The organism is Herbiconiux sp. (assembly GCF_023264855.1).
Classification (GTDB): Bacteria; Actinomycetota; Actinomycetes; order Actinomycetales; family Microbacteriaceae; genus Herbiconiux.
Window position 1 is genome coordinate 1 of sequence record NZ_JAHFUW010000045.1, and the last position, 16,057, is coordinate 16,057.

The window sequence follows — 16,057 nt, forward strand, 5'->3', positions numbered from 1 at the left end:
CTGCTCGCGACCGTGCATGCGCCGCCCGCCTGGCACGCGGCGATCGGCGGGCTCGCGCAGCGGCATCCCGACCTCCCCCTCCTGCTGCACCACCAGGGCCTGGCGACCACCGACGACGAGGTGGAGGCGCTGATCGCGCTGGCCGCGCATCCGAATGTCGCGGTCAAGGTGTCGGGGTTCCGGTACGTCTCGGCTACGACTCCGCCATACCCGGATGTGCGCGCCCGCCTCGAACGCGTGGCGCGGGCCTTCGGCGCCGAGCGGCTGGCCTGGGGCTCGGACTGGCCCGTCTCGACGCAGCACCACTCCTATGCCGACACGATCGCCTTCGCCGACGACGCCCTCGCGTTCTTCGACGAGTCCGAGCGCGCGAGGGTGTTCGGCGGCACGATCCTCTCCCTCTACCCGTGGAGCAGCTGATGCATCCCTTCGAGATGTCGCGCGACGACATCCGTGCCGCCGTGCGGGGCACGACGTTCATCGACGAGACCGAGACCGGGGTGTCGCCCATCCGCCTCCCCCACAGCATCCGGCAGCGCGGTGGCGACGAGTCGATCGAGCGGATGGCCTCCCAGACCGCGGGGATCCGGCTCGAAGTGCTGACCGCCGCGAGCGTCGTCTCGGTGGAGGCGCTGCTGACCCGGAGCTTCCCGGCGGCCGTGCCCGACGACGCCCGGCCGGCCGTTCTGGTCGCGGTGGTCGACGGATGCGAGACCGACCGGAAGGCGTTTCTGAACGGGCCGATCCTGCGGCAGCTCCCCACCGGCCGCCTCGAGCGGGTCGAGGGAACGGTCTCGATCGCCGAGCTCTCCCTCGGCGAACCCACGGGCCGCCCTCGCGTCGTCGAGATCTGGCTGCCGCAGGTGAGCGCCACGGAGATCCGTTCCGTGCGCGCCGACGCGCCGCTGCAGCCGGCTCCCGCCAGAACGCGCCCGCGCTGGACGCACTACGGCAGTTCCATCAGCCACTCCGCCGAGGCCGACGGCCCCACGCGCACCTGGACCGGCCTCGCGGCACTCGCGCTCGACTGGGACCTCACGAACCTCGGGTTCGGGGGCCAGGCGATGATCGATCCCTTCGTGGCGCGCGTGATCCGCGACCGGCCGAGCGAGCTGATCACGCTCAAGATCGGCACCAATCCCGTCAACGCCGATGCCCTCCGCACGCGCACCTTCGCTCCCGCGGTACACGGGTTCCTAGACACCATCCGCGAGGGGCAGCCCGAGACGCCTCTCGTCGTCATCTCGCCCGTGACGCTGCCGATGCACGAGACCACACCCGGGCCCACCGTGGTCGGACCCGACGGCCACCTGACCGGAACGCCCGACGCCGGCGACCGCCCGGGCGTGCTCACGCTCTCGTACGTGCGACCGGCGCTCGAGCGCATCGTCGCCGAGCGTGCCGACCCCGCCCTGTACTACCTCGACGGGCGGTGCCTGCTCGGCCCCGAAGACGCGCATCACCTGCACGATCGACTCCACCCCGACGCCGAGGGGTACGCCCTGATGGGCCGGCGCTTCGTCGAGATCGCGCGCGACGCCGCCTGGGCGCCGCAGAACACGAACACCGGAGAGTGAGCAACACCGTGTCACGACGAGAACGCCTGGCCATCAACCCGCTGCCCTTCCTTCTGGAGGGCAGCGGACTCGACCTCTCGGCGGAGCGGCTGCACGCGAGCTTCGCCGACATCGCCCGGGCCGGCTACACGGCGGTGCACGCCGACGTGCCGCCGGGCATGACTCCGAGCGGATACGGAGCGCTGCTCGCCTCGCACGGACTCCGCCCGGCGCCCGGCTACTTCGGTGGATTCTTCGATCAGCCGGAGGCCCGCGACGACGTGGTCGAGGGCGCACGCAGGCACGCTGCCGCGACGGCCGAACTGGGCGTCGACACGATGTTCATCGCCCAGCACATGTGCGAGCTGCGCCGAGCGCGGCCGGCGATCGGGGCCGACCCATCCGCCGAGCGGGTCTCGATCATGGCCGAAGGGCTGGAGCTCGCCGCCCAGGCGGCACGAGCCGAGGGGGTGACGGCCGCGCTGCATCCGCATGTCGGCTCGTGGATCGAAGTCGAGTCCGAGGTTCGCGGGGTGCTCGATCTCACGCAGGGCGGCTCGCTGATGTTCGGCCCGGACACCGGTCACCTCGCCTTCGCGGGAATGGATCCGGTCGCGCTCGTCGCCGACCACCGCGAGCGCGTCGCGGCGATCCACCTCAAAGACCTCGACACCGCGGCGGCCGCCCGCGTGCTCGCCGAGGGCACGAGCTACTTCGACGCCACGCGCAGCGATCGCATCTGGGCGGAACCGGGTGCCGGCACACTCGACCTCGCCGGAGTGCTCGACGCACTGCCCGCCGACTTCGACGGCTGGTACGTCGTCGAAGTCGACCTGCCCAAGCACGGCACCCCCTTCGACAGCGCCGTTCTTTCCCGCGAGAATCTGCTCGCTCTGCCCTCCTTCACGGAGGATGCCCGATGAATCGCGAACCGCTCGGAGTGGGCATCGTCGGCGCGGGCCCGGTGGTGCAGGCCATCCACCTCCCCACCCTCGCCCGGCTGCCCGACCTGTTCGCGGTGCGCTCCATCATGGACGTGAGTCCGGATGTCGCGGCCGCGGTCTCCGGCCGGATCGGGGCCGGCGCATCCGCGACTCTCGACGAGCTGCTCGCCGACGAGCGCGTGGAGGTCGTGGCGATCTGCAGCCCGAGCGCCTTCCACGCCTCCCAGGTCATCGCCGCGATGCGGGCGGGCAAGCGGGCCGTGCTCTGCGAGAAGCCGTTCGCGACCGACCGTGAGCAGGCCGAGCAGATCGCCGAGGTCAGCCGCGAGACCGGTGTGCCCGTGATCGTGGGGGCGATGCACACCTTCGATCCGGGCTGGACCGCGGCGGTGACGGAGTGGGAGTCGCTCGGGCACGAGGCGCACACGATCCGGTCGCGCGTGGTGCTTCCGCCGAACGCACGGTTCGAGACCTCGGCCACCGAGGTGCTCACCCCGCGGCCGGCATCCGGGCTTCCCGACCTCGACGATCCGTCCGTACGGGCCGGCATGGTCTCCGGGGGCGTGATGGGGCTCGCCGTGCACGATCTCCCGCTGATCCGGCGTCTCCTCCCGGCCACCGACCGCCCGGCCACCGACGACGTGGAGGTGGTGTCGGCGAGCGCCCTGTCGCCGTGGGGGTACGAGCTCGGGGCCCTGGTTCACGGTCGGCTGGTGCACGCCGTCGGCGCTCTCACCGAGCAGTGGCGCCCCACCTGGGAACTCGAGGTGCTGAGCGACACGGCGAGCATGCTGCTGGAGTTCCCGCCGTCGTACGTGCACGCCGGATCGGCCGTCGCCACGATCACGACGGGCGAGAAGACCGTGCGGTTCGGGCCGCACGCACACAACGGATACGAGGGCGAGTGGCGGGCCCTTCATGCGATCGCCTCGAGCGGATCGGCCGCCGCACCCGGCGTCGAGACGCTCATCGAGGATCTCGTGTTCGCCGTGGACCTCGCCTCGGCCGCCGCGGGCCGCGTTCGGCAGGAGGAGATCCGATGACCGCACTGAACGCGTTGAACGGCTCGAACGCTCTGACCGTTCGCGTCGAACCGGCCGCCGGGCTTCGGGTCGCCGCGGTGACGGCGGCGCTCGCGACCCTCCCGCTCTCCTACCGGGAGGCCGGCCGTGACGCCGAGGTCGTGGTGGTCTCCGGCGAACCCGGATGGGACGAACGAGTTCGTGCCGCGGCGCGCACCGGGGCTCGCGGCGTGCTCGTGAAAGATCCCGTCCCCCTGCCCACGGCCGCCACACTTCAGGCCGAAGTGCCTGACTGCGTCATCGTGCTGGCGGAGACCTGGGCCTCTCATCCCCTGCTGCGCAGCGCGGCGGAGCAGTTCGCCGAGCCGATCGGCCGGGCTCACCTCATCGATGCGCGCTCGGTCGAACCCGCCACGGGCCGGAGCCTCCGCGCGGTGCTGTTCGCCCAGCTCCGGGCGGTGCAGAACCTCGGGATCGGGGTAGTCTCGCTCGCGATCGCCGCCGAGACCCCCTCGTCGATCCTCGGAGTCGGCCGCTCGGCATCCGGAGCGAGGATCGCGCTCAGCGCCGCCCGCAGCGACACCTCGGACGGATCCCTCGACCTGCTCCTCGTCGGGCGCGCCGAGACGATCCGCCTCGCCCTGTCCGACAGTGGCGCGGTCCGTCCCGGTCGGGCGATGCTCACCTCGGAGGCCGACGCGCACGAGCTGCCGACCGCCTGGCAGAGCCCGCTCCGCACGTCACTGCTCGCTCTGCACGACGCGCTCTCGACCGGGACTCCGACCGACCAGCTGCGGGAGTTCACCGAGGCGGCCGTGCTGCTGGACCCCGGCGCAGGACCTTCCGCCGGGTGATCGCCCCGGGGTGGTCACCGCAGGGTGATCGGCTCAGAGGTGATCGCCTCAGATCGAGCGCTGGTCGCGGCGCAGCGGGTGGTCGTCGGGAATCTGCACCAGCACGATCGGCACGCCGTCCGGATCGGCGATCCAGGCCTCCACGAGCCCCCACGGCTCCACCTCGGGCGGCCGGATGATGGCGTGCCCGAGCACCACCAGGCGCGTGATCTCCGCCCGCACATCGCGCACCTGGATCCACAGGGCCAGGCCTTCGCGCGAACCCGGGCCGCCCGATCCGGAGACCTCGAGCAGCCCGTTGCCGAGGAAGAAGACCAGCCCGGGGTGCTCACCCTCGCCGAATTCGCGCATCACCGCGAGCCCGAGCTCGTCGCGGTAGAAGCGGTGGCTGCGGGCGAGGTCGGTGGGGCGCAGGAGGATGCGGCTGCTGAGGACGTCCATGGCGCGATTCTGCCGCACCGGGCGCCCGATGTCGCGCGATGCCGGCCCGGGCGGCGGGAATTCACACGCGCGTCGGTAACCGGGATGGGCGCCGGGGTGGGCGCCGGGGTGGACGATGTCGCACGGTGGTGCTCGAATGAGGACATGACACAGGCTCCGGATGCCGGCACCACCGCCGCTGCGAACGCGCCCGCCACGGGGCCGGGGTTCGACCCTGGCTTCCTGGGCGTCGAGTGCCCGCTGCCGGCGCCCGGCGCGGGGCGGAGCATCCGTACCCTCCCTTACACGCACTTCAGCGTGCTGCTGGATGCCGAGCGGCGGCTGGCCGCGGCCACCGGGGTGAACATCGACGGGCGGTTGCTGACCGACCTGGCCCGCGGCGACGACTGGCACCTCGACCCGCGGGTGCCGGCCGACGAGCAGGCCGGCCCCGAGCTCTACGCCCGGAACGACCTCGATCGCGGCCACCTGGTGCGGCGGCGCGACCCCGTGTGGGGCACGGCCGCCGTGGCCGAGCGGGCGAACACCGACACCTTCGCCTACACCAACGCCGCCCCGCAGGCCGCGGAGTTCAACCAGTCGAAAAAGCTCTGGAACGGCCTCGAAGACCACGTGATCGCCTACGCCGAGGCCAACCTGCTGAAGCTCAGCGTGTTCACCGGGCCCGTGTTCGATGCGTCCGACCCGGTGTATCGCGGCATCCGGATCCCGCAGCGGTTCTGGAAGGTCGCCGCCTGGTTCGACACCCAGCGCGACGGTCTCGCTGCGGCCGGCTTCCTGCTGGAGCAGACCGCGCAGCTGTCCGGCATCGACCTCGAGTCCGCGACGAGCGCGCAGGCCACGGCACCGGATGCCGTACCGCCGCTCGGCCCGTTCCGCACCTTCCAGCTGCCGGTCACCGACATCGCGCACGCCACCGACCTCGCCATGCCGGCGCTCGTGACCGCCGACGTGTATCTGCCGCCGCTGGCCGCCGCCGGCCGGCGCCGCGTGCGGCTCGAGCACTACGGGCAGGTGCGACTGTGAGCGGCCGCACGACGGTGGGCCGCTCATGACCGGGGCCCAGACGGCCCTCGTGGTGGTGGCACTGCTGACCGCCGTCTCGGCGCTCGGCGCGGCGGTCGTGGGCGGCGTGTTCTTCGCCTTCTCCGGCTTCGTGATGCGCGGGCTCGGGCAGGTCTCCCCAGCCGCCGGCCTCGAGGCGATGCAGGCGATCAACGTGACCGCCGTACGGCCTCCCCTGATGATCACCCTGTTCGGGACGGTGCTCACCGGCCTCGCCGCCTGCGTACTGCTGGCAGTGAACGACGCCGGGCACGCCCTCTGGTGGGGGTTCGCCGGCGAGGTCGTGTATCTCGCCGCGGTGATCGTGCTGACGGTGGGATTCCACGTTCCGCGCAACAACCGGATCGCGACGCTCGACCCGCGTGAACCGGCCTCGGTCGCCGAGTGGAGCCGCTACCTCGCCGAGTGGACCCGGGGCAACCACGTGCGCGCGGCCGGCGGCGTCGTGGCCTCGGTGCTGTTCGGGATCGCGACCGTGCTGACCGCCACCGCCATCGGGTGGTGAAGTGCGTCTGGTGAGGCGCGCCTGGCGAAGGCTCGTCGAGTCGACCTCGGCACGGTGTCGGGGGCGGACGGCATACTGAGCGCATGACACCTCCGGGCAGCACCTCCGCGATGGGCAGCCGCGCGGCGCGCGAACTGCTGCGGCTGCGGGCCGCCGCGCAGGGGATCGGGCGGTCGCGCACCACGGCACCGGGCGCGGGGGCGTCGGGCGCACTCGGGGCCCCAGGCGCATCCGGGGCACCGGGCGCATCCGGGGCACCGGAGGCATCTCGGGCCGGGGCCATCACGGCGGCCGTCTCGAACCTGTTGGCCGTTCAGGCCCAGGATTTCGGGCAGGCGAGCTGGGCGCTGGGGCTGCGCGCCCCCGGATCGACGCGAGGCGACCTCGTCGAAGCGCTCGACTCGGCGGCGGTCGTTCGTTCGTGGCCGATGCGCGGAACCCTGCACTTCTGCACGCCCGGCGACCTTCGGATGATGCTCTCGATCACGGCCGCCCGCACCGTGCAGAGCACCGGCGCCCGCCACCGCCAGCTCGGCATCGACGACGCCCTGGTGGCGCGGGCCGAACACATCGCGCGCGGCGCGCTCACCGGCGGTGGATCGCTCACCCGGGACGAGTACTTCGGTCTTCTGAAGGCCGAGGGCATCGACCCGGGCGGCCAGCGCGGCGTGCACCTCATCTGGCTGCTCGCGCACGCCGGAGTGTTGTGCTGGGGGCCGGCCCGGGGAACCGGGCAGGCGATGGTGCTGCTCGACGAGTGGGCCCCGGCCACCCGCGAGCCCGACCGCGACGAGGCGCTCGGCGAGTTCGTGCTGCGGTATTTCACCGGGCACGGGCCCGCCACCCTCGACGACTTCTGCTGGTGGTCGAAGGTGACCGTCGCCGACGCGAAGCGCGGGCTCGCCCGCGTGCGCGATCGGCTGAGCACGCTGGAGCTCGGCGACGAGACGTACTACCTCACAGGCTCTGATGCGGGCGAGCCGAGCGGTCCGGATGGCCTGAGCGGCGCCGGCCCTACGGCGGCGCCGCGACTGCCCGCCACCGTGGCGCTGCCCGGCTTCGACGAGTACCTGCTCGGCTATCGCCGCCGAACGCCCGCGCTGCCGGAGCAGTTCGCCGAGCGCATCGTGCCCGGCAACAACGGCATCTTCCTGCCCATGCTCGTCTCGCACGGCACGATCGTCGGCACCTGGAAGCGATCGATCGGAGCGAAGTCCGTCACGGTGACGCTGGAGCCGTTCGGCGTTCTGAGCGACACGGAGCGACGCGGTTTCGAACGCGACCTGGGCCGCTACGCGCGCTTTCTCGGCCTCCCGCTGCGGATGGCGACGCCGGGAAAGATGGTGGCGCCGTGAAGCCGGGCGCGAGCATCCGCAGCACGCGACTGCGGCCCGGCGGTGAGCTCGCGGAGATCGCGCCCGACCCGGTGCTGCCCGGGTCATTCACGCTCTCGATCGCGGGAACGGCGCAGTCGCACGTGGTTCCCGCCGACCCGGGCGACCTGTTCTACGACTACGTGCGGCGGATGGGCTTCGCCGTCGACCGCATCCGCCTGCCCGGCGAACCCCTGGTGGCCCTGCACCTCGGCGCGGGTGCGCTCACCCTCGCGCGGTACCTGCAGTCGACGCGGCCCGGATCCGAACAGCACGTCGTCGAGCTCGAACAGAACCTCGTCGCGTTCGTGACGGATGCCCTCCCCCTCCCGGCGGGAACGTCGCTCACCGAGCATCCGGGTGACGCCGCCGTGCAGGTGCGAGCACTCGCCCCCACGCTCGGCGAGCGCTGCGACGTGGTGATCAGCGACCTCTACCATGGCCTCCACACGCCCGCACATCTGCAGACGACCGCGTTCTTCGCCGACATCGCGCGACTGCTCACACCCGAGGGCGTGCTGCTGATCAACGTCGCCGACGACCAGGGGCTGCCCACCCTGCGCCGCCAGAGCGCCGCACTCGCCCCGGTGTTCGAGCACCTGCTGCTGCTCGGGCCGCAGTCGGTGCTCGAACAGCAGCAGGCGGGCAACGCGGTGGTGGTGGCCTCGAACTCGGCCGGCGTGCTCGACTGGGCCGGAGCCCTGCGCGCTGCGGGGCCGCATCCGGGATCGGTGCTGACCGGAGCGACACCGATCAGATCGCTTCCCAGGCCGGCATCCGGAGCCCAGAATGGACGCGACGGCGGATGAGCGCCACAGGGAGGACGGTGCAGCCATGTGCGGCCGATTCACGATGAGCGCCGAGACCGATGAGCTGATCACCGAGTTCATCGCCCGCGGCGGCAAGCTGGAGGACTGGCGGCCCTCGTACAACGTCGCTCCCACCGAGGCGGCGCCGATCGTGCGCGAGCGCGTGCGCGACGGCGAGACCCTGCGCGAGATCGATGCCGCGAGCTGGGGGCTGAAGCCGGCGTGGGCCAAGAGCGGCGGCCCGGCTCCTATCAATGCGCGGCTGGAGGGTGTGGCGAGCAACGGCATGTTCCGCAACGCCTTCGCGGCGCGGCGCTGCATCGTGCCGATGAACGGCTACTACGAGTGGGTGGCGACGGCCGAGGGCAAGCAGCCGTACTTCATCCACGGCCCCGAGACGCTGATGGCGGCGGCCGGCCTCTACGAGCTCACCAAGACCGCCGAGGGCAGCTGGGCGCTCTCGTTCACCGTCATCACCCGCGAGGCGGCGGATGCCTCCGGCGAGGTGCACGACCGGATGCCCGTCTTCCTCACGCCCGACACCTGGGACACCTGGGTCACGCCGCAGAAGGCCGACTCGACCGGCGCGAAGGACGAGTTGGTGGCGATGCTCGACCGCTCCTCGCTCGCCGTCGCCGCGACGATCAGCACCTACCCCGTTTCCAAGCGGGTCAACAACGTGCGCGACACCTCGGTGGCCAAAGACGACCCGACCCTGATCGAGCCGATCGCCGTCTGAGGCCGGTCGTCGTCGGGGGCTCGGGGCTAGCCGATCCGGCCGGCGCCGTACTTGATGCGGCGCGCGATCACGAAGGCTGCCGTCGCGACGAGCAGCCAGACGCCGAGCACGAGGTAGGGCTCCGGATGCCCGGCGTTCGGGAAGTACGTCAGGTCGCGCAGCGCCCGCACCGTCGCCCCCGTCGGCATCCAGCGCCCCATGAATTCGTAGAAGGGCGGCAGCAGCTGCGGTGCGACCGCGCCCCCGGAGGAGGGATTGCTGACCAGGATGAACAGCACCCAGGTGGGCAGCAGCGCCCAGCGCCCGCCGATCACCACCCGGAAGAAGCTGTACACCGCTCCGGCGATGAACACCGTCACCGAGAGCACCGCCCACACGGGCAGGATCGGGAAGCTCTCGAACCCGAGGATCGGCCCCGCCGTCAGCGTGACCACGAGCCCCACCAAGGCGGCTCGGGCGACATCCCAGATCAGCTCACCGGCCAGCGTGAGCCCGGCGTTCACCCGGGTCTGGATGGCGCCCACGAAACCGATGATCGTGCAGGCGAGCGCGAGGTAGAACAGCACCAGGCCGCCCGGGTCGCTCGCGGCGAGGGGATTCAGGTCGGTGACGGTCAGCGTGATGCCGAGCTTGGCGCCGATGGAGGCCGCGTCGGCCTCGATCAGACGCGCGACGGACGCGCCGGATGCGGTGGAGATGTAGAGCTCGGGAGACGTCGTGGAGCCGTCGCCCGCATCCGCCGTCACGACCGCGCCGTAGATCTGCTGCTGCTCGATCGCCTCCTTCGCATCGGCGGAGGTGGCGAACTCCTGCACCACGAACGAGGTGCCGGAGACGTTCTCGAGGTTCGCGTCGAGCTGATCGGCCGTGACGCTCTGCGACACGAGACCGATCGGCACGTCGTGCGGCTGCGGGTTGCCCATAGCCAGGCTGTAGGAGGCCACGAACAGTGCCGCGAACAGCGAGACGAGCAGGGAGACGACCAGTGCCGGTTTGTTCGGGCCCGACACGGCCCGGCGTGCGGTCGCCACTCCGCGGCCGAACGAGGTGGAGGGGGCCGCGGGTGCGGAATCGCCGGCGACGGGCTCGTCGTGATCAGACATGCCCTCACGCTAGCGCGAACGGAACAGCCCGATGCCGTTCGGAGGAATGGTTACTAAGGTGATTAGCGAACTGCGATTCTGCAGCTTCGCGGAAGGAGCCCCTCATGTCCGATCGCATCCGCCAGACCGTCGTCACGGTGAGCGCCGTTGTCGCCGTCGTCGGCTCGTTCATCGGATCGGGTGCCGCCGGTGGCACACCGATCCAGGATGCCGCCGGGGGCGCTCTCGGCGCCGACTCGACCCTCATCGCCCCGGCCGGTCCCGCGTTCTCGATCTGGTCGGTCATCTACCTGGGCCTCATCGCCTACGCCGTCTGGCAATTCCTGCCGGCGCAGACCCACAGCCCGCGCCAGCGCATCCTGGGCTATCCGATCGCCGTCACCCTGCTGCTGAACGCGGCCTGGATCCTCAGCGTGCAGGCCGGCCTGCTCGCCCTCAGCGCCGTGGTGATCGCCGTGCTGCTGATCGCGCTGCTGTTCACGTTCGTGCGGGTGGTGCGCACCCGGCGTCGGGGCCAGGGCTGGGTGCAGTCGATCGTGGTCGACGGCACGGTGGGCCTCTACCTCGGCTGGGTGAGCATCGCGACGGCCGCGAACGTCACTGCCCTGCTCACGGCGAGCGGCTTCGACGGCTTCGGCTGGCCCGCGGATGCCTGGGGCGTGGCGATCGTGATCGTCGCCGGGCTCGCGGGGCTGGCCCTCGCCGTCTTCGGGGAAGGTCGCCTGTCCCCCACCGCGTCGCTGGCCTGGGGCCTGGTGTGGGTCGCGGTCTCGCGCACCACCGGAACACTGCCCTCGGCCGCCGTCGCGGCGACCGCGATCGCCACGGCGAGCGCACTCGTGGTGGCGACGGTGATCATCCGCCTGGTCGCCGAACGCACCGCCCGCGCCTCTCGCGACTAGTCGCTGGGCTCGGGGAGTCAGGAGGTGAGGTCGGCCTTCTGGGCCGCCTCGGGCAGGGGCGTCGCGGACGGCGCCGGCGGTGCGGCGGCCGCACCCGCCACCCGGGCGAGGCGGAGCGTGAAGGTGGTGCCGGCGGGCGAGGAGTCGACCGTGATGGTGCCGTCGTGCGCCTCCACGATCGAGGCCACGATCGCCAGGCCCAGACCGCTCGAGCCGGCCCGGCGCGAGCGGGAGGAGTCGCCGCGGGCGAAGCGCTCGAACAGCTCCGGGATGAGTTCGGGCGCGATGCCCGGGCCGTCGTCGGAGATGGTGACCTGCACGGACTCGCCGGCGCCGGCATCCGCAACCACCGCGATCCGGGTGGTGACCGTGCTGCCCTCCGGCGTGTGCACGGCCGCGTTGGAGAGCAGGTTCAGCACCAGCTGGTGCAGCCGCTCGCGGTCGCCCGAGACGAGCGTGGGCGCATCCGGAACCTCCGCCACCCAGGTGTGATCGGCGGCCGAGGCCTTGGCGTCGCTGATGGCGTTCACCACGATCTCGCCGAGGTCGATCTGGTCGAGGTGCAGGTCTTGCCCCTCGTCGAGCCGCGCCAGCAGCAGCAGATCGCTGACGAGCGAGTTCATCCGCTTCGCCTCCGACTCGATCCGGGCGAGCGAGTACTCGGTCATCTCGGGCAGCTCCGCGCTGTCCTGCCGGGTGAGCTCGGCGTAGCCCTGGATGGCGGCCAGCGGGGTGCGCAGTTCGTGGCTGGCATCGGTGACGAAGCGGCGCATCCGCTTGTCGGTCGCCGCACGCACCGCGAGGGCGTCGTCGACGTGCACCAGCAGGCGGTTGAGCGCCTCGCCCACCTTGCCCACCTCGGTGCGCGGATCGGTGTCGGCCTCGGCCACCCGGGTGGTGATGCCCACGTCGCCGCGATCCAGCGGGGTGTCGACCACCTCGGCCGCGGTTCCGACCACGCGCGCGAGCGGACGCAGAGCGAGCCGCACCAGAACGATCACGCCCACGACGATCACCGCGAGGGCGAGCAGGGCGAGCACCGCGATCGTGATCGCCTCCTGCAGCACCGCCGCCTCGGCCGTGGCCATCGAGACGCCGGTGACGAGCACGTTGCCCTCGCTGTCGTACTCGCTGGCCACGCGATAGCTGCCGAGGCCGGCGAGCTGCAGGTTCTGGTGCGTGCCGACGTCGATCGATCCGTTCTCGAGCTGGCCGATGACGGTCGGATCGAGGGTGGCCGCATCCGAGTCGGAGAAGTAGGCGGAGTCGTCGACCGTGCCGTCGGAGAGCACCGCGATGAAGGATCCCGGGCCGTGCCCGACGAAGTCGACCATCGCCTTGGCCGGGTGCCCCTTGGACAGGTTCCCGTAGCGGAACTTCTCGGCCGAGTGGCTGAGCGCCGACATCGAGCCGGTCAGCTGGGTATCGACGACCGAGGTCACCGACGTGGTCAAGGTGGCGATGGAGGCGATGCCTACGGCCAGCAGCACACCGGCGACGAGTGCGGCGGTTCCCACGACGAGACGGCGGCTGAGCGTCCACGGCCGGCGGCGGCTCATTCGGCGGGCCTCAGCACGTAGCCGACACCGCGCACGGTGTGGATCATCGAGGGACGGCCCGCGTCGATCTTCTTGCGCAGGTACGACACGTACAGATCGACGATGCTGGCCTTGCCGGCGAAGTCGTAGTTCCAGACGCGGTCGAGGATCTGGGCCCGCGAGAGCACCCGGCGGGGGTTGCGCATCAGGTAGCGCAGCAGCTCGAACTCGGTGGTGGTGAGCGCGATCGGCTCGCCCGCCCGCGCGACCTCGTAGCTGCTCTCGTCGAGCAGCAGGTCGCCCACCACGATCCGGGAGTCCTCATCCGACACCGTCATGATCGAACGGCGCAGCAGACCGCGCAGCCGCGCGACGAGCTCTTCGAGACTGAACGGCTTGGTCATGTAGTCGTCGCCGCCGGCGGTGAGCCCCACGATCCGGTCGTCGACCGAGTCGCGTGCGGTGAGGAAGAGGGTGGGAGCCGACTGCTCGGCCTCGCGCAGCTGGCGCAGCAGGGTGATTCCGTCGGTGTCGGGCAGCATGATGTCGAGCACCACGACGTCGGGCTGCACCTCGCGGAACTTCTGCAGCGCCGAGGCGCCGTCGTGCGCGATCTCGACCGTCCAGCCCTCGTACGCCAGCGCGAGGCTGACGAGACTCGTCAAGACCACCTCGTCGTCGACCAGGAGCACGCGGATGGCGGAGCCGTCGGCCCGGTACAGCCGCGGCAGCTTGGCCAGCACGGCCCGCCGCCGGCCGGAGGAGGCGAGTTCGTCGGAGATCGGAGAGGTCGCCATCCTGCCATTCTCGGCTGTCGGCGTGCCGCCCGGAAAGCGGCGGCGGTCTATTCATAGAGACCTCAAATGTTTGCACACGGCCCGCCTGTGAACACCGCCTACCGTCGGGGCATGACGGTGAGCAGAGCACTCGGAATCCCGCAGACCCGAACTCGGGAGCGCCCGGCGGCGATGCTGCACCGCGCGAAGGAGGCCCTCGCCTCGGCGGGCGTGCGGAGACCCCGCGTGCTGCGCGGGCCCCGCACCGAGCGGCCGTTCGATGCGCCGACCCTGCGCACCGAACGGCTGCTGCTGCGCCCGCACCGGATGACGGATGCGGCCGACTGGTACGCCCTGCAGTCGGAGAAGAGCGTCACCGCCTTCCTGCCGTGGCCGGTGCGCGACGAGCGCACCTCCGCCCGGCACCTGCACGACCGCACCCGGCACACCCGGTTGTGGCAGGCCGAGGACTTCCTGGCCCTGGGCCTCGAGCACGAGGGCCGGCTGATCGGCGACGTGTCGTTGCAGCTGCATGAGGTGCGGGCGCACAGCCGCTCGGCCGAGATCGGCTGGGTGCTGCATCCGCGGTTCGGCGGCAGTGGCCTCGCGACCGAGGCGGCCTCGCAGATGCTCGCGTTCGCGTTCGACGTGGTGGGCGCACAGCGGGTGACGGCGGTGACGGATGCGCGCAACCTGCGCTCGGTGGCGCTGGCCGAGCGGCTCGGCTTCACCGAGGTGGCCGGCCCCCGCCACGGCTCGGCCGACTCGGTCTTCGCGCTCGAGCGCTGAGCCGCTCACGCCCTCGGCCCCAGGCGCCACTCTGGAGGTGCCACTTGGCCCAAGTCGCCGCATTTCGGCGCGGCTTGCCACAAGTTGTGTCAAGTCGCGGGGCGGGCGCCCGACGCCAGGGCCGGGCGCTCGTGCCTCACGCGGTCAGCGCGATGTACTTCTCCTCCAGGAACTCCAGGATGCCCTCGCTGGAGCCCTCGCGGCCGAGTCCGCTCTGCTTCACGCCCCCGAACGGCGCCGCCGGATCGCTGACCACTCCGCGGTTGACGGCGACCATCCCGGCCTCCAGCCGGCCGGCCACCGCGATCGCCTCGCGTTCCTCGCCGAACACGTAGGCCATCAGGCCGAAGACGGTGTCGTTGGCCATCCGCACGGCGTCGTCGACGTCGTCGAAGCGCACCACGGCCGTGACCGGCCCGAAGATCTCATTCTCGGTGATCTCCGATCCGTGCCGCACGCCCGTCACCAGCGTGGCGTCGTAGAAGGCGCCCGCCGACGAGCTGCGGCCGCCCTGCACGACGGTCGCGCCGTCGCGCACGGCGGAGTCGACGAGGGCCGCCACCTTGTCGCGCTCCTTCACCGAGACGAGAGCACCGAGCTGGTTGGCGTGGTCGAGACCCGGGCCCACGCGCAGACCGCCGAGCTCCTGGGCCATCCGGGCGGCGAACTCGTCGTGCAGCGAGGAGTGCACGTAGAAGCGGTTCGCCGCGGTGCACGCCGAGCCTCCGTTGCGCATCTTGGCGAGCAGCGACTCCCGCACCGTGAGCTCGAGGTCGGCACCCGGCAACACGATCACCGGAGCGTTGCCGCCGAGTTCCATCGAGGCGCTCACCACCGTGTCGGCGCAGGCGTGCAGCAGCTCGCGCCCCACCTCGGTGGAGCCCGTGAACGACAGCTTGCGCACCGCCGGATGGGCGAGCATCTCGGCCACGACCGGCCCGGTACGCAGCGGGGTGACGAGGTTGACCACCCCGGGCGGGAAGCCGACCCGGCGCAGCACGTCGACGACGTAGGCCGCGGTCAGCGGCGTCTCGCGGGCCGGCTTCAGGATGACGGTGCACCCGGCGGCGAGCGCGGGCGCGAGCTTGCGGGTGGCCATCGCGGCGGGGAAGTTCCACGGGGTGATCAGCAGCGACACCCCGATCGGCTGGCGGTCGACCAGGATGCGCTTGTCACCCGCGGGCGAGAGCCGGTACTCCCCCGGAATGCGCACGGCCTCCTCGGCGAACCAGCGGAAGAACTCCTTGGCGTAGTTCGCCTCGCCGATCGCGTCGGCGTACGACTTGCCGTTCTCACGGATCATGATCTCCGCGAACAGCTCCACCTCCTCGGTGAGCACCTCGTATGCGGCGCGCAGCAGCTCGCTGCGCTGCCGGGGCGCGGTGGCGGCCCACGACTCCTGGGCGGCCGAGGCCGCCTCGACCGCCTCGAGGCAGTCCTCGCGGGTGGCGACGGCGAAGGAGGCGATCGTGCTCCCGTCGGCGGGATCGATCACGGGGAACGTCGCGCCCTCCGAGCCCGGCCGCCATCGGCCGTCGATGAACAGCTCGGCGATGAGGTCCGAAGAGGTGGGGCCCGAGGGGGTGGGGCCTGAGGGGGTGGAGCCCGAGGAGGCGGGCGTGCCGGTGGTGATGGTCATGG

At 71.8% G+C, this 16,057-nt stretch carries 17 protein-coding genes; 12 read left to right on the forward strand and 5 right to left on the reverse strand.

Features of this window, described 5'->3' with window-relative positions:
- From Q0D75_RS16095 to Q0D75_RS16115, 5 genes are all read left to right on the forward strand, one after another.
- Positions 1 to 420, forward strand: a 420-nt coding sequence (locus tag Q0D75_RS16095; RefSeq protein WP_291055635.1) for an amidohydrolase family protein, incomplete at its 5' end; no start/stop codon positions are given.
- Positions 420 to 1,577, forward strand: coding sequence for a GDSL-type esterase/lipase family protein (locus Q0D75_RS16100; protein ID WP_291055637.1), 1,158 nt, complete (start codon positions 420 to 422; stop codon positions 1,575 to 1,577). The genes Q0D75_RS16095 and Q0D75_RS16100, both read left to right, overlap by 1 nt.
- 8 nt (positions 1,578 to 1,585) lie before the next feature.
- A complete protein-coding gene (locus Q0D75_RS16105) occupies positions 1,586 to 2,479 on the forward strand; it encodes a sugar phosphate isomerase/epimerase (protein ID WP_291055640.1) in 894 nt (297 codons plus the stop codon).
- On the forward strand, positions 2,476 to 3,543 hold the full coding sequence (locus Q0D75_RS16110; RefSeq protein WP_291055642.1) for a Gfo/Idh/MocA family oxidoreductase: 1,068 nt from the start codon (positions 2,476 to 2,478) through the stop codon (positions 3,541 to 3,543). The genes Q0D75_RS16105 and Q0D75_RS16110 overlap by 4 nt, the downstream gene beginning before the upstream one ends.
- Positions 3,540 to 4,376 (forward strand): hypothetical protein, encoded by an 837-nt coding sequence (locus tag Q0D75_RS16115; RefSeq protein WP_291055644.1) that lies wholly within the window; start codon positions 3,540 to 3,542, stop codon positions 4,374 to 4,376. Before Q0D75_RS16110 ends, Q0D75_RS16115 begins: the two co-directional genes overlap by 4 nt.
- Before the next feature lie 48 nt (positions 4,377 to 4,424).
- Here the strand turns inward: Q0D75_RS16115 and Q0D75_RS16120 are convergent, their stop codons facing one another.
- On the reverse strand, positions 4,425 to 4,817 hold the full coding sequence (locus tag Q0D75_RS16120) for a VOC family protein (protein ID WP_291055646.1): 393 nt from the start codon (positions 4,815 to 4,817) through the stop codon (positions 4,425 to 4,427).
- Between the two features lie 144 nt (positions 4,818 to 4,961).
- On the opposite strand from Q0D75_RS16120, the gene Q0D75_RS16125 reads away from it, so the two are divergent.
- The 5 genes from Q0D75_RS16125 (at position 4,962) to Q0D75_RS16145 (ending at position 9,308) form a co-directional block, all read left to right on the forward strand.
- Entirely contained in the window at positions 4,962 to 5,843 is an 882-nt protein-coding gene (locus tag Q0D75_RS16125; RefSeq protein ID WP_291055649.1) for a DNA/RNA non-specific endonuclease, read from the forward strand.
- A 25-nt stretch (positions 5,844 to 5,868) separates the two neighbouring features.
- Positions 5,869 to 6,387 carry an anthrone oxygenase family protein gene (locus Q0D75_RS16130; protein WP_291055652.1) on the forward strand — a complete coding sequence of 173 codons (519 nt, stop codon included), beginning with the start codon at positions 5,869 to 5,871 and terminating at the stop codon, positions 6,385 to 6,387.
- An 83-nt stretch (positions 6,388 to 6,470) separates the two neighbouring features.
- Positions 6,471 to 7,742: a winged helix DNA-binding domain-containing protein gene (locus Q0D75_RS16135; protein WP_291055655.1), complete on the forward strand. Its 1,272-nt coding sequence runs from the start codon at positions 6,471 to 6,473 to the stop codon at positions 7,740 to 7,742.
- On the forward strand, positions 7,739 to 8,569 hold the full coding sequence (locus tag Q0D75_RS16140; RefSeq protein WP_291055657.1) for a fused MFS/spermidine synthase: 831 nt from the start codon (positions 7,739 to 7,741) through the stop codon (positions 8,567 to 8,569). The genes Q0D75_RS16135 and Q0D75_RS16140 overlap by 4 nt, the downstream gene beginning before the upstream one ends.
- 25 nt (positions 8,570 to 8,594) lie before the next feature.
- Entirely contained in the window at positions 8,595 to 9,308 is a 714-nt protein-coding gene (locus Q0D75_RS16145; RefSeq protein ID WP_291055660.1) for an SOS response-associated peptidase, read from the forward strand.
- A 26-nt stretch (positions 9,309 to 9,334) separates the two neighbouring features.
- Here Q0D75_RS16145 and Q0D75_RS16150 read toward each other — a convergent pair whose 3' ends face one another.
- Positions 9,335 to 10,411, reverse strand: a complete 1,077-nt coding sequence (locus Q0D75_RS16150) for an ABC transporter permease (RefSeq protein WP_291055663.1) — start codon at positions 10,409 to 10,411, stop codon at positions 9,335 to 9,337.
- Between the two features lie 104 nt (positions 10,412 to 10,515).
- On the opposite strand from Q0D75_RS16150, the gene Q0D75_RS16155 reads away from it, so the two are divergent.
- A complete protein-coding gene (locus tag Q0D75_RS16155) occupies positions 10,516 to 11,313 on the forward strand; it encodes a TspO/MBR family protein (protein WP_291055666.1) in 798 nt (265 codons plus the stop codon).
- Positions 11,314 to 11,330: 17 nt separating this feature from the next.
- Here Q0D75_RS16155 and Q0D75_RS16160 read toward each other — a convergent pair whose 3' ends face one another.
- Both Q0D75_RS16160 and Q0D75_RS16165 read right to left on the reverse strand, forming a co-directional pair.
- A complete protein-coding gene (locus Q0D75_RS16160; RefSeq protein WP_291055668.1) occupies positions 11,331 to 12,872 on the reverse strand; it encodes an ATP-binding protein in 1,542 nt (513 codons plus the stop codon).
- Entirely contained in the window at positions 12,869 to 13,648 is a 780-nt protein-coding gene (locus Q0D75_RS16165) for a response regulator transcription factor (RefSeq protein ID WP_291055670.1), read from the reverse strand. Before Q0D75_RS16165 ends, Q0D75_RS16160 begins: the two co-directional genes overlap by 4 nt.
- Before the next feature lie 111 nt (positions 13,649 to 13,759).
- On the opposite strand from Q0D75_RS16165, the gene Q0D75_RS16170 reads away from it, so the two are divergent.
- Positions 13,760 to 14,416, forward strand: a complete 657-nt coding sequence (locus Q0D75_RS16170) for a GNAT family protein (protein WP_291055673.1) — start codon at positions 13,760 to 13,762, stop codon at positions 14,414 to 14,416.
- A gap of 136 nt (positions 14,417 to 14,552) precedes the next feature.
- On the opposite strand, the gene Q0D75_RS16175 is transcribed toward Q0D75_RS16170, so the two are convergent.
- A complete protein-coding gene (locus Q0D75_RS16175) occupies positions 14,553 to 16,055 on the reverse strand; it encodes an NAD-dependent succinate-semialdehyde dehydrogenase (protein WP_291055676.1) in 1,503 nt (500 codons plus the stop codon).
- Positions 16,056 to 16,057: the final 2 nt, after the last annotated feature.

Excerpts from the sequence above, each read along its gene's own strand:
- Q0D75_RS16100 (WP_291055637.1), top strand. The coding sequence starts at position 420 with ATGCATCCCTTCGAGATGTCGCGCGACGACATCCGTGCCGCCGTGCGG.
- Q0D75_RS16170 (WP_291055673.1), top strand. The coding sequence starts at position 13,760 with ATGACGGTGAGCAGAGCACTCGGAATCCCGCAGACCCGAACTCGGGAG.
- Q0D75_RS16125 (WP_291055649.1), top strand. The coding sequence starts at position 4,962 with ATGACACAGGCTCCGGATGCCGGCACCACCGCCGCTGCGAACGCGCCC.
- Q0D75_RS16160 (WP_291055668.1), bottom strand. The coding sequence starts at position 12,872 with ATGAGCCGCCGCCGGCCGTGGACGCTCAGCCGCCGTCTCGTCGTGGGA.
- Q0D75_RS16150 (WP_291055663.1), bottom strand. The coding sequence starts at position 10,411 with ATGTCTGATCACGACGAGCCCGTCGCCGGCGATTCCGCACCCGCGGCC.
- Q0D75_RS16120 (WP_291055646.1), bottom strand. The coding sequence starts at position 4,817 with ATGGACGTCCTCAGCAGCCGCATCCTCCTGCGCCCCACCGACCTCGCC.
- Q0D75_RS16165 (WP_291055670.1), bottom strand. The coding sequence starts at position 13,648 with ATGGCGACCTCTCCGATCTCCGACGAACTCGCCTCCTCCGGCCGGCGG.
- Q0D75_RS16175 (WP_291055676.1), bottom strand. The coding sequence starts at position 16,055 with ATGACCATCACCACCGGCACGCCCGCCTCCTCGGGCTCCACCCCCTCA.
- Q0D75_RS16115 (WP_291055644.1), top strand. The coding sequence starts at position 3,540 with ATGACCGCACTGAACGCGTTGAACGGCTCGAACGCTCTGACCGTTCGC.
- Q0D75_RS16135 (WP_291055655.1), top strand. The coding sequence starts at position 6,471 with ATGACACCTCCGGGCAGCACCTCCGCGATGGGCAGCCGCGCGGCGCGC.
- Q0D75_RS16145 (WP_291055660.1), top strand. The coding sequence starts at position 8,595 with ATGTGCGGCCGATTCACGATGAGCGCCGAGACCGATGAGCTGATCACC.
- Q0D75_RS16130 (WP_291055652.1), top strand. The coding sequence starts at position 5,869 with ATGACCGGGGCCCAGACGGCCCTCGTGGTGGTGGCACTGCTGACCGCC.
- Q0D75_RS16110 (WP_291055642.1), top strand. The coding sequence starts at position 2,476 with ATGAATCGCGAACCGCTCGGAGTGGGCATCGTCGGCGCGGGCCCGGTG.
- Q0D75_RS16155 (WP_291055666.1), top strand. The coding sequence starts at position 10,516 with ATGTCCGATCGCATCCGCCAGACCGTCGTCACGGTGAGCGCCGTTGTC.